General features: G+C 60.4%; 17 protein-coding genes. 8 read left to right on the top strand and 9 right to left on the bottom strand.

All coding sequences use genetic code 11. The features are described from left to right. Positions 1 to 2 precede the first annotated feature (2 nt). On the bottom strand, positions 3 to 1,043 hold the full coding sequence (crtB, locus tag LCF60_RS07315; RefSeq protein WP_292290763.1) for a 15-cis-phytoene synthase: 1,041 nt from the start codon (positions 1,041 to 1,043) through the stop codon (positions 3 to 5). Then, on the bottom strand, positions 1,040 to 2,590 hold the full coding sequence (locus LCF60_RS07310) for a phytoene desaturase (protein WP_292290762.1): 1,551 nt from the start codon (positions 2,588 to 2,590) through the stop codon (positions 1,040 to 1,042). The genes crtB and LCF60_RS07310 overlap by 4 nt, the downstream gene beginning before the upstream one ends. A 123-nt stretch (positions 2,591 to 2,713) precedes the next feature. On the opposite strand from LCF60_RS07310, the gene crtA reads away from it, so the two are divergent. The 4 genes from crtA to bchO are packed head-to-tail and all read left to right on the top strand — an operon-like array spanning position 2,714 to position 6,966. Beyond that, positions 2,714 to 3,421: a spheroidene monooxygenase gene (crtA, locus tag LCF60_RS07305; RefSeq protein ID WP_292290761.1), complete on the top strand. Its 708-nt coding sequence runs from the start codon at positions 2,714 to 2,716 to the stop codon at positions 3,419 to 3,421. Continuing rightward, the gene (gene bchI, locus LCF60_RS07300) at positions 3,418 to 4,422 is read left to right on the top strand and encodes a magnesium chelatase ATPase subunit I (RefSeq protein WP_292290760.1); all 1,005 of its coding nucleotides are present in this window, start codon (positions 3,418 to 3,420) and stop codon (positions 4,420 to 4,422) included. Before crtA ends, bchI begins: the two co-directional genes overlap by 4 nt. After that, the gene (locus tag LCF60_RS07295) at positions 4,419 to 6,107 is read left to right on the top strand and encodes a magnesium chelatase subunit D (RefSeq protein WP_292290758.1); all 1,689 of its coding nucleotides are present in this window, start codon (positions 4,419 to 4,421) and stop codon (positions 6,105 to 6,107) included. Before bchI ends, LCF60_RS07295 begins: the two co-directional genes overlap by 4 nt. Continuing rightward, positions 6,097 to 6,966: an alpha/beta fold hydrolase BchO gene (gene bchO, locus LCF60_RS07290; RefSeq protein WP_292290756.1), complete on the top strand. Its 870-nt coding sequence runs from the start codon at positions 6,097 to 6,099 to the stop codon at positions 6,964 to 6,966. Before LCF60_RS07295 ends, bchO begins: the two co-directional genes overlap by 11 nt. On the opposite strand, the gene LCF60_RS07285 is transcribed toward bchO, so the two are convergent. The 3 genes from LCF60_RS07285 to LCF60_RS07275 are packed head-to-tail and all read right to left on the bottom strand — an operon-like array spanning position 6,939 to position 9,219. Next, positions 6,939 to 7,523: a Smr/MutS family protein gene (locus tag LCF60_RS07285; RefSeq protein WP_292290755.1), complete on the bottom strand. Its 585-nt coding sequence runs from the start codon at positions 7,521 to 7,523 to the stop codon at positions 6,939 to 6,941. The genes bchO and LCF60_RS07285 overlap by 28 nt on opposite strands. Beyond that, positions 7,520 to 8,521, bottom strand: coding sequence for an MltA domain-containing protein (locus LCF60_RS07280; RefSeq protein WP_292290753.1), 1,002 nt, complete (start codon positions 8,519 to 8,521; stop codon positions 7,520 to 7,522). The genes LCF60_RS07285 and LCF60_RS07280 overlap by 4 nt, the downstream gene beginning before the upstream one ends. A 38-nt stretch (positions 8,522 to 8,559) precedes the next feature. Then, positions 8,560 to 9,219 (bottom strand): Tim44/TimA family putative adaptor protein, encoded by a 660-nt coding sequence (locus tag LCF60_RS07275; RefSeq protein ID WP_292290752.1) that lies wholly within the window; start codon positions 9,217 to 9,219, stop codon positions 8,560 to 8,562. A 104-nt stretch (positions 9,220 to 9,323) separates the two neighbouring features. On the opposite strand from LCF60_RS07275, the gene LCF60_RS07270 reads away from it, so the two are divergent. Continuing rightward, entirely contained in the window at positions 9,324 to 9,821 is a 498-nt protein-coding gene (locus LCF60_RS07270) for an FxsA family protein (RefSeq protein WP_292290749.1), read from the top strand. A gap of 66 nt (positions 9,822 to 9,887) precedes the next feature. Next, a complete protein-coding gene (secB, locus tag LCF60_RS07265) occupies positions 9,888 to 10,406 on the top strand; it encodes a protein-export chaperone SecB (protein WP_292290748.1) in 519 nt (172 codons plus the stop codon). A gap of 1 nt (position 10,407) precedes the next feature. Here secB and dnaQ read toward each other — a convergent pair whose 3' ends face one another. Genes dnaQ through LCF60_RS07245 form a run of 4 tightly spaced genes read right to left on the bottom strand, consistent with a single transcriptional unit; the run spans position 10,408 to position 13,112 of the window. Continuing rightward, positions 10,408 to 11,100 (bottom strand): DNA polymerase III subunit epsilon, encoded by a 693-nt coding sequence (gene dnaQ, locus LCF60_RS07260; protein ID WP_292290747.1) that lies wholly within the window; start codon positions 11,098 to 11,100, stop codon positions 10,408 to 10,410. Beyond that, complete coding sequence (gene coaE / locus LCF60_RS07255) at positions 11,093 to 11,686, bottom strand: dephospho-CoA kinase (RefSeq protein ID WP_292290745.1); 594 nt, start codon at positions 11,684 to 11,686, stop codon at positions 11,093 to 11,095. Before coaE ends, dnaQ begins: the two co-directional genes overlap by 8 nt. Then, the gene (locus LCF60_RS07250; RefSeq protein ID WP_292290744.1) at positions 11,683 to 12,516 is read right to left on the bottom strand and encodes a shikimate dehydrogenase; all 834 of its coding nucleotides are present in this window, start codon (positions 12,514 to 12,516) and stop codon (positions 11,683 to 11,685) included. Before LCF60_RS07250 ends, coaE begins: the two co-directional genes overlap by 4 nt. Further along, positions 12,513 to 13,112 carry a Maf family nucleotide pyrophosphatase gene (locus LCF60_RS07245; RefSeq protein ID WP_292290742.1) on the bottom strand — a complete coding sequence of 200 codons (600 nt, stop codon included), beginning with the start codon at positions 13,110 to 13,112 and terminating at the stop codon, positions 12,513 to 12,515. Before LCF60_RS07245 ends, LCF60_RS07250 begins: the two co-directional genes overlap by 4 nt. A gap of 508 nt (positions 13,113 to 13,620) precedes the next feature. On the opposite strand from LCF60_RS07245, the gene rho reads away from it, so the two are divergent. Together rho and mnmE are read left to right on the top strand one after the other, a co-directional pair. Then, complete coding sequence (gene rho / locus LCF60_RS07240; protein ID WP_292290741.1) at positions 13,621 to 14,889, top strand: transcription termination factor Rho; 1,269 nt, start codon at positions 13,621 to 13,623, stop codon at positions 14,887 to 14,889. A 21-nt stretch (positions 14,890 to 14,910) separates the two neighbouring features. Then, positions 14,911 to 16,194 carry a tRNA uridine-5-carboxymethylaminomethyl(34) synthesis GTPase MnmE gene (mnmE, locus tag LCF60_RS07235; protein ID WP_292290740.1) on the top strand — a complete coding sequence of 428 codons (1,284 nt, stop codon included), beginning with the start codon at positions 14,911 to 14,913 and terminating at the stop codon, positions 16,192 to 16,194. Positions 16,195 to 16,197 lie beyond the last annotated feature (3 nt).

The following is a 16,197-nucleotide window of genomic DNA, read 5'->3' as shown; positions in this document are numbered from 1 at the left end:
GGTCAAGTAAGCCGACCGTCTGGTGCATTCAAGGTGTCACGGTTCTCTCTTTCCCGTTGCGCCGCCTGAGACAGTGCCTCGATGATCGCATCCGACCGCGACCGGCCTTCGGTCCGTCGCCCGGCGGCCTGCACCAGAAACTCGGTTTCCGGCAGGCTTCGAGCATAAAGAACCGCGGATTTCGGCATGACGGCGGTCATCGCCGCCCGGCCCGCCGATACGGCAAGCCAACCCAGCTTTTGCGGTTTCGATGTATGCGCGCGCGACGAGATGCTGTCGTATCCGCTCCGCTGCACCTGGCCGCCGATGCCCGCATAGATGAAGCGGGCCGCATAGATTCCCGGACGCGACGACAGCGGCAAGGCCGCGACCCCGGCTTCGGACCGCATATACAGACGGTTCGCCTGCATCACCAGCCTCCGGGTCATCTGGCGGATCGCCTTGGTCGGCTTCGGACTGGCCAGGAACCGATCCGCGCTCAGACCGGCCTCGTCCAGCCATTCGAGCGGCAGGTATATCCGGCCTTCCAACGCATCTTCCCCGACATCGCGCGCGATATTGGTCAACTGCATCGCGACACCCAGATCAGAGGCCCGCGCCAAGGCGTTCGGGTCCCGGACCTTCATCAAGACGCACATCATCACGCCCACCGCCGAAGCGACACGCGCGGAATAGTCGAAGAGCTCGGACAATGTTTCGTAGCGCCGGCCCATCGCGTCCCAGGCAAGGCCTTCCAACAGCGCGTCCGGCAAGGCGCGCGGCATGTCGAACTCCTCGACGACACGCGCAAAGGCCCGGTCCGGCGCGGCATTGTCAGGGCGCCCTTCATAAATACGCTCAAGACGATCCTGCAAACGCAGCACCGCTTCGGCCTTCGCCTGTTGCAAGTCGACGGCATCATCCGCCAACCGGCAGAACGCATACAGCGCGAGCGACGGGTCGCGCACCTTTTGCGGCAACAGGCGCGACGCCATGTGGAATGACAACGATCCGTGCCGAATGGCCTCGCGGCAGGCCTCCATATCGGATTGGTGGCACGTCATCCGCGCACCAGGGCCGCGTCCGGTACAAGCTGCTCCAGAACCTCGGCCGACGAGATCACACCCGGCAAGCCCGCACCGGGATGGGTGCCCGCGCCGGTCAGGAATAGGCCTTTCAGCTCTTCACTGACATTGTGCGGACGGAACCAGGCGCTTTGCAGGATGCGCGGTTCGATGGAAAAACCCGACCCATGTGGCGACAGGTACCTGTCCTTGAAGGTCTCGGGCGTGAAAACCTCGCTGGCGGTCACCCGGTTGGCAAAGCCGGGCAACAGCTGTTCTTCAAGGACCTTGGTCAGACGCACCCGGTATTCCCGCTCGAGGTCTTCCCAATTGGCCGCATCGTCATGACCCAGATGGGGCACCGGGCTCAGTACGTAGAAGGTATCGTCACCTTCCGGTGCTGCACTTGGGTCTGTCACTGTCGGACGGTGCACATAAAGGGAAAAGTCTTCAGGAACCTTGCCCTTCATGAAGATGTCCTGCACCAGGCCCTTGTATCGTGGGCCATTCAGGATCGTATGATGGCCCACGTCCTTCCACATGTTGCGGGTGCCCTTGGTTCCGAAATACCAGACATACAGACCCATCGACCAACGGCGCGATTTCAGCTTTTTCGGCGTCCAACGTTTGCGTGGCTGGTTGCGCAGCAACTGGTCATAGGTAAATCCGGCATCGGCGTTCGACACCACGATATCAGCCGTCAGCACATCGCCCGACGCCAGCTTGACTCCCCGCGCCCGGTTATTCTTGACGAGGATCTCGTCAACCTCGGTCTCCATCCGCAACGTGCCGCCCTGTTCGCCGATGATCTTGGCCATGTTCTCGGCAATCGCCGCGACCCCGCCCATCGCGTAATGCACCCCGAATTCCTTTTCGAGATGCGACACGAGGATATACATCGACGTCACGTTGAACGGGTCGCCCCCGATGAACAGTGGGTGGAACGACAGCGCCATGCGCAACCGCTCGTCTTTGACCCGTCGCGATGCATGGGCGTAGACAGACCGGTCGGCCCGCAGCATAGCAAAGCGCGGCAAGACGCGAATCAGGTCGGACAGCTTGTGCATCGACCGGCGGCCCAGATCCTCGAACCCGAACCAGTACCGCTCTTCGCTGTCGCGCAGGAACTTGTCATAACCCGCAACATCCCCCGGCGACAGACGCCGCACCTCTTCGCGCATCGCGTCGGTGTCCTGTCGCGCGGTGAAGGTCGATCCATCCGGCCATCTGATTTCATAGAACGGATCAAGCGGGCGCAGGTCGACCTCTTCGTGGAAATCCCTGCCGCATCTGGCCCATAACTCCTTGAAAATCTGAGGCACGGTGACGATGGTCGGACCAAGGTCAAAACGATGGCCATCTCGCCAGATACACGATCCCCGGCCTCCGGGAACATCCAGCCTGTCGATCACCGTCACACGGTAGCCCAGCGCGCCCAGTCGCATGGCGGACGCCAATCCACCAAGGCCTGCACCAATCACGACGGCATGGGCCGAGGTAAGCTTGTCGGAATGCGCCGCAAGGGCGGTATCAAGTTTCGTCATCATTGCTCTACGATATACTGTCAACTTTACTTTACAATATTTTGCTGAAGCCTTGTATCAATTAATTTATGATCTTCCATGTTTCTGCGGAATGTGTCAGACTTAGTTGACACTATGGGAACCGAAATGCAGACCGTGAGCCTGAGCTTTTATCGCTTTGCCACACCGCTGTCGCGGCTGTGGGCGCTGACAATGATGGGCGCGGCGCGGCTGTCTCTTGCGCGAATCGACGGGTTGCAATTCTGGAAGCTTTGCGGATCGGGCACCGGAGAAGGCTTCACGCCAGTTCCCAATACATCCGTCTACGCGATCCTGACAGTGTGGCCCGATCTGGACCGCGCACGCGACGCCCTGGGCACCGAACGCATCTTCGACCGCTATCGCGCCAGGGCGTCAGAGCACTGGACCCTGTTCCTGACTCCCTATTCCGCCCGCGGTGCATGGTCGGGGCACAGACCGTTTGCCGAGGAAACGCCGGCACAATCCGGCCCCATCGCGGCACTCACCCGGGCCACTGTCCGTCCTGCCGTCGCGGCGCAGTTCTGGAAACGCGTGCCAGACATCAGCGGCGTCATCGGTCACGATCCGAACGTGCTTTTCAAGATCGGCATCGGCGAGGTTCCGTTGCTGCAACAGATCACCTTTTCAATCTGGCCCGATTCCGGGTCCATGGCCGAATTCGCCCGCAACAACGGCCCCCACGCGCAGGCCATCCAGGCTGTGCGGGACGGCAAGTGGTTCCGTGAAGAACTCTATGCCCGTTTCCGTGTCGCCGACGAGATCGGCACCTGGGAAGGCCAATCCCCCCGAATACTCAAGGATATCGCTGCATGAGACATCCGTTCCCCTTTTCCGCCATCGTTGGGCAGGACCAGATGAAACTGGCCATGATCCTGACCGCAGTCGACCCCGGCATCGGCGGAGTGCTTGTCTTCGGAGATCGCGGCACCGGCAAATCGACCGCCGTGCGGGCCTTGGCCGCGCTGCTGCCCAACATCACCAAGCTCGAGGGCAGCCCGACCAACGCCGCGTCCGAGGCCGACCTTCCGGACTGGGCCGAACCGGTATCGGGCTCCATGGTCACCGCGCCAACACCGGTGATCGACCTGCCGCTCGGTACGACCGAAGACCGGCTTGTCGGCGCTCTGGACATCGAACGCGCGCTCAGCCGAGGCGAAAAGGCCTTTGAGCCCGGTCTGCTGGCCAAGGCGAACCGCGGCTACCTTTATATCGACGAAGTGAACCTGCTCGAAGATCACCTGGTCGATCTGCTGCTCGACGTGGCGCAATCGGGCGAGAACGTCATTGAACGTGAAGGTCTGTCAATCCGCCACGACGCGCGCTTTGTGCTGGTCGGATCCGGCAACCCGGAAGAAGGCGAACTGCGTCCGCAGCTTCTTGACCGCTTTGGCCTGTCCGTCGAGGTCCGGTCGCCCAGCGATATCGAAGAACGTGTCGAAGTGATCCGCCGCCGCGCCGCGTTCGACACCAACCCGGATGCTTTTGTCGAAAAATGGTCGGTCGAGGATACCAGGATCCGTGATGCGATCCTTGCCGCACGCGAGGCTCTCAAGTCGATCGAGGCACCGGACGACACGCTACGCGATTGTGCCGGTCTGTGCGTTGCCATCGGATCGGACGGTCTGCGCGGGGAACTGACGCTCCTGCGCGCTGCGCGCGCCTTGGCCGCCTACAAGGGCAGCCCGAGTGTCACCCGCGACCACCTGCGCGCCGTGGCCTCCATGGCCCTCAGCCATCGCCTGCGCCGTGACCCGCTGGATGATGCCGGGTCGTCCACCCGCGTCGACCGTACGGTCGAGGAAGTCTTTGCATGAAAGAAGACCCAACTGCCGTAAACGTCCAAGGCCAACTGGCCCTGACGCTTCTGGCGGTCGATCCGGCAGGGCTGGGGGGGCTACACCTGCGCGCCCGCGCCGGACCGGTACGCGACATGTTCTGCGCGCCGCTCAAGATGCTGTTTCCCAATGCACGACGTATTTCGCCCTCCATCAATGACCTGCAGCTGTTCGGCGGAGTCGATATCGGCGAAACTCTGACACGAGGCGAGATCATACGCACCAAGGGTATCCTTGAAACCCCGACGCCGCTTATCTTCACGATGGCGGAACGCTGCGAACCTGGCCTTGCGGCACGACTGGCGCAAAGCCTCGATACGGGCATCGGTCACGCTTTGATCCTTCTGGACGAAGGGTCCGAGGAGGACGAGATCGCGCCGAAAACCCTGACCGAACGGCTTGCCTTTCACGTCGATCTGGATGGGTTGCGCCACGTCGAACTGGCGCAGATGGTCATGGAAGAAGCCGATATCGTCGCAGCACGGTCGCGCCTGGCTTCCGTCGAAATCCCTGACGATGTTCCAGCAGCCTTGGCCGTGACCGCTGTCCGCTTCGGCATCGACTCTCTTCGCGCGCCCCTGATCGCCTTGTGCGCCGCGAGGGCGAATGCGGCTCTGAACAACCGCAAGACGGTCAATCAGGACGATCTTCAGATCGCCGTTCAACTTGTCTACGCCCACCGCGCCACCCAGATGCCGGTTGAGGAAGAGGCAGAAGAGCCCGAGGACGACACCCAACCCGACGACAGCCCCGACACGCAAAGCCCGGATCAGGACGAGTCCGACCTCAACCTGCCCGATGACCTGTTGATCGACGCGGTCAAGGCGGTGCTGCCCTTCGACGTGCTTGCCATGCTGGAAGGCGCAGGGCGGGTCAAGACGGCGACAGGCAGCGGCGGCGCGGGACAGAAGAAACGCGGCAACCGGCGCGGGCGGCCCTTGCCATCACGGGCAGGGCGGCTGGACGGTGGCAACCGGATCGACCTTGTCGCAACCTTGCGCGCCGCCGTGCCGTGGCAGACCATCCGTCGCAAGCAGAGCCCGGAGCGCACCGGCGTTCTGATCCGACCTTCCGACATCCATGTGAAGGTGTTTCAGGAAGTGTCCGACCGACTGGTGATCTTCGCCGTGGATGCCTCCGGGTCCTCTGCCGTCGCCCGTCTGTCCGAAGCCAAGGGCGCGGTCGAACTGATGCTTGCTGACGCCTATGCCCGGCGCGACCACGTGGCGCTGATTGCCTTTCGGGGGGAAGGGGCCGACCTGATCCTGCCGCCGACGCGGTCGCTGGTTCAAACCAAACGGCGTCTGGCCGGACTTCCCGGTGGCGGGGGCACGCCGCTCGCTTCGGGCCTCAAGGCCGCTGCCGAACTGGCCCAGCGGGTGCGGGCGCAAGGTCTTTCTCCATCCATCGCCGTTCTGACCGATGGGCGCGCAAATGTCCCGCTTCCCGGCAAAACAGGCCGCACCGCCGCGAACGACGACGCGCAGGCGATGGCCCGCCATGTCCGGACGCTCAATATTCCCAGCGCCGTCATCGACACCTCGGTCCGGCCGCACCGCGATCTTCGCGCCTTGTGCCATGTGATGGATGCACAATACATCCCGTTGCCCCGTGCCGATGCCAAGGGTCTGAGCCGGGCCATCGAAACGGCGCTTGGCGGGTGACGACATGGGCGCGGCAGTAACCCTGACGGCCTGGCCTCATGCCGAACATTCCCGCTTTGTCGATGTGCGTCCGCATCACTGGCATGTGCAGGAAATGGGGCAGGGCGACACGGTCCTGCTTCTGCATGGCGCAAGCGGGTCGACCCACTCCTGGCGCGATGTGATGACCGATCTTGCGCGAGACCATCACGTGGTGGCGATCGACCTGCCCGGGCATGGTCAGACCAGACTGGGATCCCGCCACAGATCGTCGCTCCCGCTGATGGCGCAGGATGTCCAAAGCCTGCTGGATCACGAAGGCTGGCAGCCCAGGGCGATCCTTGCCCATTCCGCAGGCGCCGCCCTTGGATTGCGCATTCTTCAGGCCGCGGGGGCAGATACCCCGCTGATCGCCGTGAACCCGGCGCTGACCCCTTTCAAGGGGCTGGCCGGCGTATTGTTTCCCATTGCCGCGCGCTTCGTCGCGCTAAGCCCCGTGATGGCGAAGATGATCAAGCGTCGCATGTCGGGGCCGGGGCAGGTCGTGTCCCTGATGGAAACCACGGGGTCGCGGATCTCTCCCGAGGGTCTCAACCTCTATGCCAAGCTGTTTCGAAGCGACGCCCATCTGGATGGGACGCTCTTGATGATGGCACAATGGAAGCTGGACGGTCTGGTTTCGGATCTGCCGAAAATCTCGGTGCCGTGCACCTTTCTGGTCGGCAAGAACGACAAGGCCGTGCCGCCCTCATCGGTCCGGGACAGCGCGCGGAAAATGCCGCATGCAACCGTGGTCGAGCACGATGGCTATGGCCACCTTCTGCACGAGGAAGCCCCTGGCCTAGTCGCCGATCAACTGCGCGCCGAATTGCGCAAGTAGACGTAATAGGCACCGCCTCCGCCGTGTCGGATATGTGCCTCCGCCACATCCAGAACCGCCGCGTTGAGCGGTACCATCCTGAGCCACATCGGCACCTGCCGTTTCAAGACCCCGCGCTGGCGGGGCATCGGATCGTGCGGATCGTCCCGCTGACCCTTGCCGGTGATGACCAGAACAAGTCGAAAGCCCCGCGAATAGGATGTCAGGATGAACCGTGTCAGCGCCGGATGCGCCTGATCCAGGGTCATCCCGTGCAGGTCGATCCGCGCCTCGGGAACAAGCTTGCCCCGACGCATCTTTCCAAAGGTCTTCTTGTCCATGTTCGGCTTGGCGCGGGCGGTGGGTTGGGGGGTTGTGATCTGCCCGTGCGGCAGGGATGATTTCGCCCCGATCCCGAACGCTTTGGGCAGATCCGTCGCTTCGCGCTGGGGTTTCCGCGTCACGGTCTCTTCTGGCGTCTCGGTATTGCGGCGCAAGGCCTGCGGCAAGGGCTGAGTCGAATGCGCCACCTTCTGCCAAAGCTCACGCTCTTCGGGTCGAAGCTTTCGCCGGGTCATTGCAGCGACTCGGGCAGGTAGGCATAGGCGCGCTGGATCGGCATCAGCACGATCATCCGCCCGGGATCCTTGATGCGGCCTGCACTGCGCCCCGCTTCGTCGCCCGTGCCGAAAAACACATCCGCCCGCTGCGCGCCCTTGATGGCCGACCCGGTGTCCTGCGCGATCATCAGCCGACGCAGCGGGTCACGCCCGTCCTTTTCCACCCAGACCGGCGCACCCAGAGGGGTGAAGGCCGGATCGACGGCAATCGATCGCATCGGCGTGATCGACCGGTTCATCGCACCCAGCGGGCCCTTGTCGGCCGGAACCTGGCTGACTTCGCGAAAAAAGACATAGGACTCATTGTGGTAAAGCAGGTCTTCGCCACCCACCGGGTTCCGGCGCACCCAGTTCTTGATCACCTCGGCGGAAACCTGGTGCGCCTGGTAGACCCCGCGCCGGACCAGTTCCTGTCCGATGGACCGGTAGGTGTGACCGTTGGCCCCGCCATAGCCCACGCGAATGACACGCCCGTCGGGATAGCGGATACGCCCCGATCCCTGAACCTGGAGAAAGAACAGCTCGACAGGATCGTCGACCCAGGCAATCTCGAGTCCCCGACCCTCCATCACGCCGCTTGTCAGGATGTCCCGCCGGGTCAGCCAGGGGCGCCGGTCGTTCGCCTCGTCAGGCATGCGATAAAGGGGAAACCGGTAGCGGTTTGTCCGGACCGGCGAGCCGGACAGTTCAGGCTCGAAATAACCGGTAAACAGCGGATCCTTGCCGTCGGTGATCAAAATCGGGCGGAAGAACAGTTCGAAAAACTGTCTCGCATCTGTCGCGTCGAAGGCCAACGCGCACAGGGATGCCCAATCCGGTTCATCGAGATCGGCACAGGTGTTCCTGAAGACCGTCAGCGCTTCGGCGTGATCATCCTCGGCCCAACCGTCCAGGTTCTCGAAGCCGAGGATCGCATAGCGTGTGTCCGGCTCACTTGGCACAGCACTTCCCGTCATGAGACCCGTCAGAAGAAGTGCTGCACTGAGCCGTGCAATCATTCGCCCGTGGCGACAAGCTGCCAATTCGGATCATCCGCACCCATACGACGTGCATATGTCCAAACGTCCTTCTGCCGCTTCACCTGCGTCGACGACCCCTCGATGATCTCGCCCGAGCTGTCGCGCACAACCGACGTAAGCTCACCGATATACTTGACCGTTATTTCAGCGGTCCGTGTGTCGTCATGGAAAGTTGCATCCACCAGCGACATTTCGCGAACGCCGACGAATTCCGCTTCGATGGTCAAACCTTGCTCTTTGCGCGCTTCGACCACGTCCGCGAAGGTCTCGTAGACGTCGTCGGCAAGGAACGGTTTGATCTGCGCCAGATCGCCGCGCTCGAAACCCATCAGGATCATCTCGTAGGCGCCGCGCGCTCCACCAAGAAAGTCACCGACCCCGAAAGACGGCTCTGCGCGCTTCATCCGCGCCAGCGCATCCGCCGCATCACTGTCAGCATCGACATGGTCAACAATATCGTGATCCGGGCCGCCTTCGATCACTTCGAAATCCGGACGCGAGCTTTTATGCCCTTGCTGTTCAGGCACAGACGGCTTTTCAAAACCTTCCCGTGTGCCCAGAACGCTTTTCAAGCGCAGGATCAGAAACACGGCAATGCCCGCAAGCACCAGAAGCTGTATTAGCGGAGAATTCATCAGGACCTCGCCCAGACCAAAGTGGAAACGTCGTTGTTGCGTCCTTATGTAGGTGCTGGGCGTTGCATAGTCCACCGTACGCCCAGCGAAAGGAGTGCCCCGATATGTGGCTGTTTGTGGCTTTTTTGCTCGTTCCCCTGATCGAGATCGGATTGTTCATCCAAGTTGGCGGATGGATCGGTCTCTGGCCGACGCTCGGAATCGTTGTCCTGACGGCAATCCTGGGGACTTATCTTGTCCGGTCCCAGGGTATCATGGCCCTGAATAATTTGCGCGGGTCATTCTCGCGGCTCGAAGACCCGTCGGAACCGCTTGCCCACGGAGCGATGATCCTGCTCGCCGGTGCCTTGCTGCTCACACCGGGGTTCTTCACCGACGGTGTCGGGTTTGCCCTTTTGGCGCCGCCGGTAAGGTCGGCCCTGATCCGCTACCTGCGCAAGCATATCAAGGTGCGGCGCTTTGAAATGGGTCCGCAGCCCGAGGACCCATATAACCCCAACCGGCCCCGTGGCCCCCGCGACACGGTGATCGACGCCGATTTTCACGAGGTCTCGGAACCGAAAAAGCCGACACATCAAGGCTCGGGATGGACGAAGCATTGAGGCTTCTGTCAACGGCTGATAAGCAACAGCCAACTTTTACAACGGATTGATCCGAGGGAGAGACACATGGCTGAAACGCCCGAAACCAACGGCAACGGCGCTGCACAACAACCCGCGCAGCAACAGGCGCCCGTCAAGATGAACGTTCTTGCACAATTCGTGCGCGACATGTCGTTCGAAAACATCCTTGCCCAGAAGGGTGTTCAGGGCGATGTGCAGCCCGATGTGCAGCTTCAGGTCAATCTGGACGCCAAGAAGCGCAGTGCAGAAAACCAGTATGAAGTGATCCTGAAGCTACAGATCACGTCCAAGGCAAAGGAAAGCGGCAACACGCTGTTCGTGCTTGAACTGGAATATGCAGGGGTGTTTCATGTCGAGAACGTCCCCGAGGAACAGTTGCATCCGTTCCTGCTGATCGAATGCCCGCGCATGCTCTTCCCGTTTGTGCGCCGCATCGTGAGCGACGTCACACGCGACGGTGGCTTCCCGCCGCTGAACCTCGAGACGATTGATTTCCTTCAGCTTTATCGCACCGAATTGGCGCGCCGGGCAAGCGAGCAGAAGTCCGAAACCGCAGAGGCATGATTCAGTGAAGCCGCTTCCACAAGGCGGCATCCCCAAGTTTCTCGACAAAGGCGGCGTGAGCCGCCTTTTCGCTGTCTGAAATCCGCGAGGGCAGGGGCGTCGGCCGCGGCTGAGGCCGCCAGTCCCGCGCCTCGGCCTCCGAACCGGACCTGCCCTGCGACACCTTCAGCCCAAAATCCGGCTGTTTGCCGCCGATAAGTTCAAGATACACCTCGGCCAGGATTTCGGAGTCGAGAAGCGCGCCGTGCAAGGTGCGTGACGAATTGTCGATCCCGAACCGGCGGCACAACGCGTCCAGAGACGCCGGCGATCCGGGAAACTTGCGCCGCGCAATGGCCAGGGTATCGACCGCCTGATCCAGCGGAATCGCCGGACGTTTCAGCCAGGACAGTTCCGCATTCAGGAATTTCATGTCGAAGGTCGCGTTGTGGATGACCAGCTTGGCATCCCCGATGAAATCCACGAAGGCTTGCGCTATGTCGGCAAACAGCGGCTTGTCGCGCAGGAAGTCATCGCCCAGACCATGCACCGCGAACGCCTCTTGCGGCATCGCGCGCTGCGGATTGATGTACTGGTGATAGGTCCGACCGGTCGGCACATGGTTATAAAGCTCGACTGCGCCGATCTCGACGATCCGGTCACCCTGATCCGGCTCGAACCCGGTTGTTTCCGTATCGAGGACAATTTCACGCATCGGTCATTTGTTTCCTGATTTGTTCCAATACATCGTGAACCTGCGCGCGGGCATGTTCAAGAGTGTCGGTCACAATGACGAAATCCGCGCGTTTGCATTTTTCCACGCTGGGCAACTGCTTGTCCCGGATCGCCAGGAACTGTTCCCGTGTCATGGAGCCGCGTTCCAGAACGCGCTTTTCCTGCACTTCAGGCGGAACAGTGACACATGCTACCGCATCCATCTCGGCCTCCGATCCGGTTTCGAAAAGCAAGGGAATGTCGAAGACAAGGATATCGGCATCAGCCATCCGTGCAAAGGTCGCCCGGTCCTCCCGCACCAAGGGATGCACGATCCCCTCGATGTCGCGCAACGCATCGGGATTGCTCCCGATGATCCCCCGCAAGGCGGCGCGGTCCACGACGCCGCCGACAATTGCGTCAGGAAACAGGACTTCCATCGGCGACACGGCAGCGCCACCCTCGGCGTAAAGACGGTGGACCGCCGCGTCCGCATCCCAGACCGCGCATCCGGCCTCGGCGAACATCTGCGCCGTAGTCGATTTGCCCATGCCGATCGACCCGGTCAAGCCCAGCCGGAAGGTCATCGCAATACCGCCGCGCGGACGTTTTCGTCGACCACCGGGCGCTTGCCGAACCAGCGCTCGAATCCGGGCACCGCCTGATGCAGCAACATGCCCAGACCGTCGACAACCCGGCATCCGCGCTCTTCCGCCGTGGCAAGCAGACGTGTGCGCAACGGTGCATACACCAGGTCATTCACCACCGCGCCGGGCTTCAGCCCGTCCAGGGGCACCCGCATTTCCGGTTTTCCCGTCATTCCCAGCGATGTCGTGTTCACCACCAGGTCCGCATCCTCGAGCACGTTGCCGGCCTGCACCCATTCTACCACCTGCACCCTGTTGCCGAAATCCTCGCGCAGCTTTTCGGCCCGGATACGCGTGCGGTTGGTCAGAAGGATCTGCGGAACTCCGACATCGAGCAAGGACGCCAGCACGGCGCGCGCCGCGCCGCCGGCCCCCAGGACAACGGCGGGGCCGGTTTTCGGAGCCCAGTCCGGGATCGTCTGACGGATATTCTCGATAAAGCCGTACCCGTCGGTGTTATCCGCATGAATACGCCCGTCCTTGCGGAAAATAAGCGTGTTGGCCGCCCCGATCAGGGTTGCGCGATCGGTGATGAGATCGGCGATCTCCATCACCTTTTCCTTGTGCGGTATCGTGACATTTGCACCGACGAAACCCAGATCGGCGAGGCGCGGCAACAGATCGGCAAGCTTTTCCGGCGCGATGTCCATCGGGATGTAATGCCCCTTCAATCCGTATTTCCGAAGCCAGTAGCCATGCACATTCGGGCTTTTGGAATGCGCAACCGGATGACCGATCACGGCCGCCAAGGGTATTCTGGTATCACTCATCCGTCGATCCGTCCGGTCAATACAAGGTGGCTCAGGAGTTCCAGTAGCGGAAGACCAAGCACTGTAAAATAGTCGCCTTGAACCTGCGTGAACAGGCGTGCCCCTTCTTCCTCGAGCTTGTAGGCCCCGACCGACTGCCGAACGCTGTCCCAGTTGCGGTCAAGATAGGCGTCCAGATAGGTGTCCGAGACATCCCGCATCCTGAGCCGGACCACACCGACATGCCGCCATGTCGGTTCGCCATCCTGGTAAAGCACGGCCGCCGACAAAAGCGTATGGGACCTGTTGCGCAACATCCGCAGCTGATCGCCCGCTTCCTGCCGGCTCGATGGTTTCGACAGGATGCTCTTGTCGACCGAAAGCACCTGGTCGCAGCCCAGCACCAGCGCACCGGGCATCTTGTCGGAAACCTTCCGCGCCTTCATCTCGGCCAGGGTGTCGGCAACGTCACGAGGCGACGCCTCTTCCGCTTCGAGCGCCCGCCGAACCGCCTCTTCATCGATTCGAGCAACCTGAACCTCGAATCGAAGCCCCGCGTTTCGCAGCAGTTGGGCGCGAATGTCGGACCCGGACGCCAGGACAAGATCAGGATTCATGTGGACAACTCTACGGACAACGTGGGTTTGTTTACCGGAGTGTTTTGAGGAAAACCGCCGAGTTCAGCAAGCCGGAAGAGATCTCGACAAGTTACACTTTGCGTCGGGGTCAGTTTTCAGGGGTGTGGAAAGGATAAGTCGCAGGAGGTGACAACCCGTCAAATGTCAGGGTGTTGCAGATTTATCCCGGAGATATCCACAGCCCATAGAAAAAAATTTTACTTACTATCAGAATGTTATGTCAGATTTCAGAAAAATTCACCACTTACACCCACAAGTATACAGGATTTGAAACCTCGGGATAAACAGAGGATAAATCGTTAATCCACAGTCTGGGGTTTTGACCACTTACAACCAAATCCTTTCTATTTTCCTTATTTATTAAAGAAAGAGGGGAGGTTTGACACGCTTGGTCCCCTCGGCTAAGAGCAGCACAGTCCTGTTCTGGACGAGACTTTCCTGAGACAAAAATGACACGACTGCGCATACCCGCAGTCCGGGATATTTCATGACCGAAAATCTGAATCTTGCCGACCTGAAGGCAAAAAGCCCCAAAGACCTTTTGGCCATGGCCGAGGAACTTGAGATCGAAAACGCATCGACCATGCGTAAGGGCGAAATCATGTTCCAGATCCTGCGCGAACGCGCGGATGAAGGCTGGCAGATCTTCGGGGACGGGGTTCTCGAAGTTCTTCAGGATGGCTTTGGCTTCCTCCGGTCTCCGGAAGCCAACTACCTTCCCGGTCCGGACGACATCTACGTCTCCCCGGAAATGATCCGGAAATTCTCGTTGCGCACCGGCGATACGATTGACGGTGAAATCAAGGCACCGGAAGACAACGAACGCTACTTCGCGCTTCTGAGTTGCAGCCAGATCAATTTCCAGGAACCGGAACGCGCCCGCCACAAGATCGCCTTTGACAACTTGACGCCGCTCTATCCCGACGAACGTCTCAACATGGAAATCGAGGATCCCACGATCAAGGATCGCTCGGCGCGGATCATCGACCTGGTGGCGCCCATCGGCAAAGGCCAGCGATCCCTGATCGTCGCGCCGCCGAGAACGGGCAAGACGGTTCTGCTCCAGAACATTGCTCATTCGATCGAGCGCAATCACCCGGAATGTTACCTTATCGTTCTTCTGATCGACGAACGCCCGGAAGAAGTGACCGACATGCAGCGCTCGGTCAAAGGCGAGGTGGTGTCATCGACCTTTGACGAACCAGCGACCCGCCACGTTGCTGTGTCTGAAATGGTGATCGAAAAAGCCAAGCGTCTGGTGGAGCATAAACGAGATGTTGTTATTCTTCTCGATTCTATCACAAGACTTGGTAGAGCATTTAACACTGTCGTGCCGTCGTCAGGCAAGGTTCTGACCGGTGGTGTCGATGCCAACGCCCTTCAGCGTCCCAAGCGCTTCTTTGGTGCCGCGCGAAACATCGAAGAAGGTGGGTCATTGACCATCATCGCGACCGCGCTCATCGATACCGGCAGCCGGATGGACGAGGTGATTTTCGAAGAATTCAAAGGTACCGGCAACTCGGAAATCGTTCTGGACCGCAAGGTCGCGGACAAGCGCGTGTTCCCGGCGATGGATATTCTGAAGTCCGGAACGCGGAAAGAGGAACTGCTGGTCGACAAGATCGACCTGCAAAAAACCTTTGTCCTGCGCCGCATCCTGAATCCGATGGGCACCACGGACGCGATCGAGTTCCTGATCTCCAAGCTCAAGCAAACCAAGACGAATTCGGAATTCTTCGACTCGATGAATTCGTAAACCTGACGGGCATGCAACGTCATGGACACAATCTTTGCCCTGGCAACGGCTCCGGGAAAATCCGGCGTTGCAGTCATTCGGGTGTCTGGTCCGGTCGCGGTCGCGAGCTGCCGCGCGTTCGGCTTTGAACCACCGGAGGCCCGCAAGTCATCTTTGCGTCAGCTGACTCATGCAGACCGCGGATTTATCGACGAAGCGCTCGTTTTGACCTTTGAGGAAGGAGCGAGCTTTACAGGGGAGCCGGTTGTCGAATTCCACGTCCACGGCAGTCTTGCGATTATCAACGCGGTTCTGAACAGTCTGAAAACTCTTCCTGGGTTCAGGGCAGCGGACGCCGGGGAATTCACCCGTCGTGCCTTGGTGAACGGCCGGTTGGACCTGACACAGGTCGAAGCCTTGTCCGATCTGATTGAAGCTGAAACCGAAATGCAGCGCAAGCAGGCGTTGAATGGCTTCACGGGCCACCTGCGCGAAAAAGCCGAAACGTGGCGGACCGATCTGATCCATGCTCTGGCGCTCCTTGAAGCGACGATCGATTTCGCCGATGAGGAGGTCCCTGTTGATGTCTCCGAAGATGTAATGCGTCTTCTGAACGGGGTCATCACTACAATCGAAACCGAACTCAACGGCTTTGGTGTTGCCGAACGCGTCCGTACGGGGTTCGAGGTGGCGATTGTGGGTCCACCGAACGCGGGCAAGTCAACCTTGCTGAACGCGCTGGCGGGACGCGACGCCGCAATCACCTCGGAAATCGCCGGAACGACACGGGATGTCATTGAAGTGCGTATGGATCTCGACACGCTCCCCGTGACGTTCCTGGATACGGCGGGTTTGCGCGAAACCCAAGATCAGGTTGAATCCATCGGAATTCAGCGCGCGATCGACCGGGCCGCCGCCGCAGATCTGCGCGTGTTTCTGAAAGGCGAGGGGGAGTTCGAACTTATCACGCCCAAAAGCCATGATATCGTGGTGCAGGGCAAGGCGGACTTGTTTCCTCAGAGCGAAGCCGTGTCCGGCGTGACGGGAGCCGGGGTTCAAAATCTCGTTGATCGGGTCAAGGAGTTTCTGTTGTCACGGGCGACCTCAGCCGGCCTTGTTTCCCACACACGTCAAAAGGATGTGCTGATGGAAGGATGCCTGTACCTGAAGAATTGCCAAAGACTTGTTGAATCCGGTCCGGAGCATTACGATCTTGCTGCGGAAGACCTTCGTTTGGCTGTTTTTGCATTGGAACGTCTGGTTGGACGGGTGGATGTCGAGGATGTGCTCGACAAGGTGTTTTCGAGCTTCTGCATCGGAAAGTAAGGA

The organism is Marivita sp. (assembly GCF_020055635.1).
Classification (GTDB): domain Bacteria; phylum Pseudomonadota; class Alphaproteobacteria; order Rhodobacterales; family Rhodobacteraceae; genus Marivita.
Note: the sequence above shows the minus strand (reverse complement) of the source record. Positions and strands in the feature narration are given on the sequence as shown.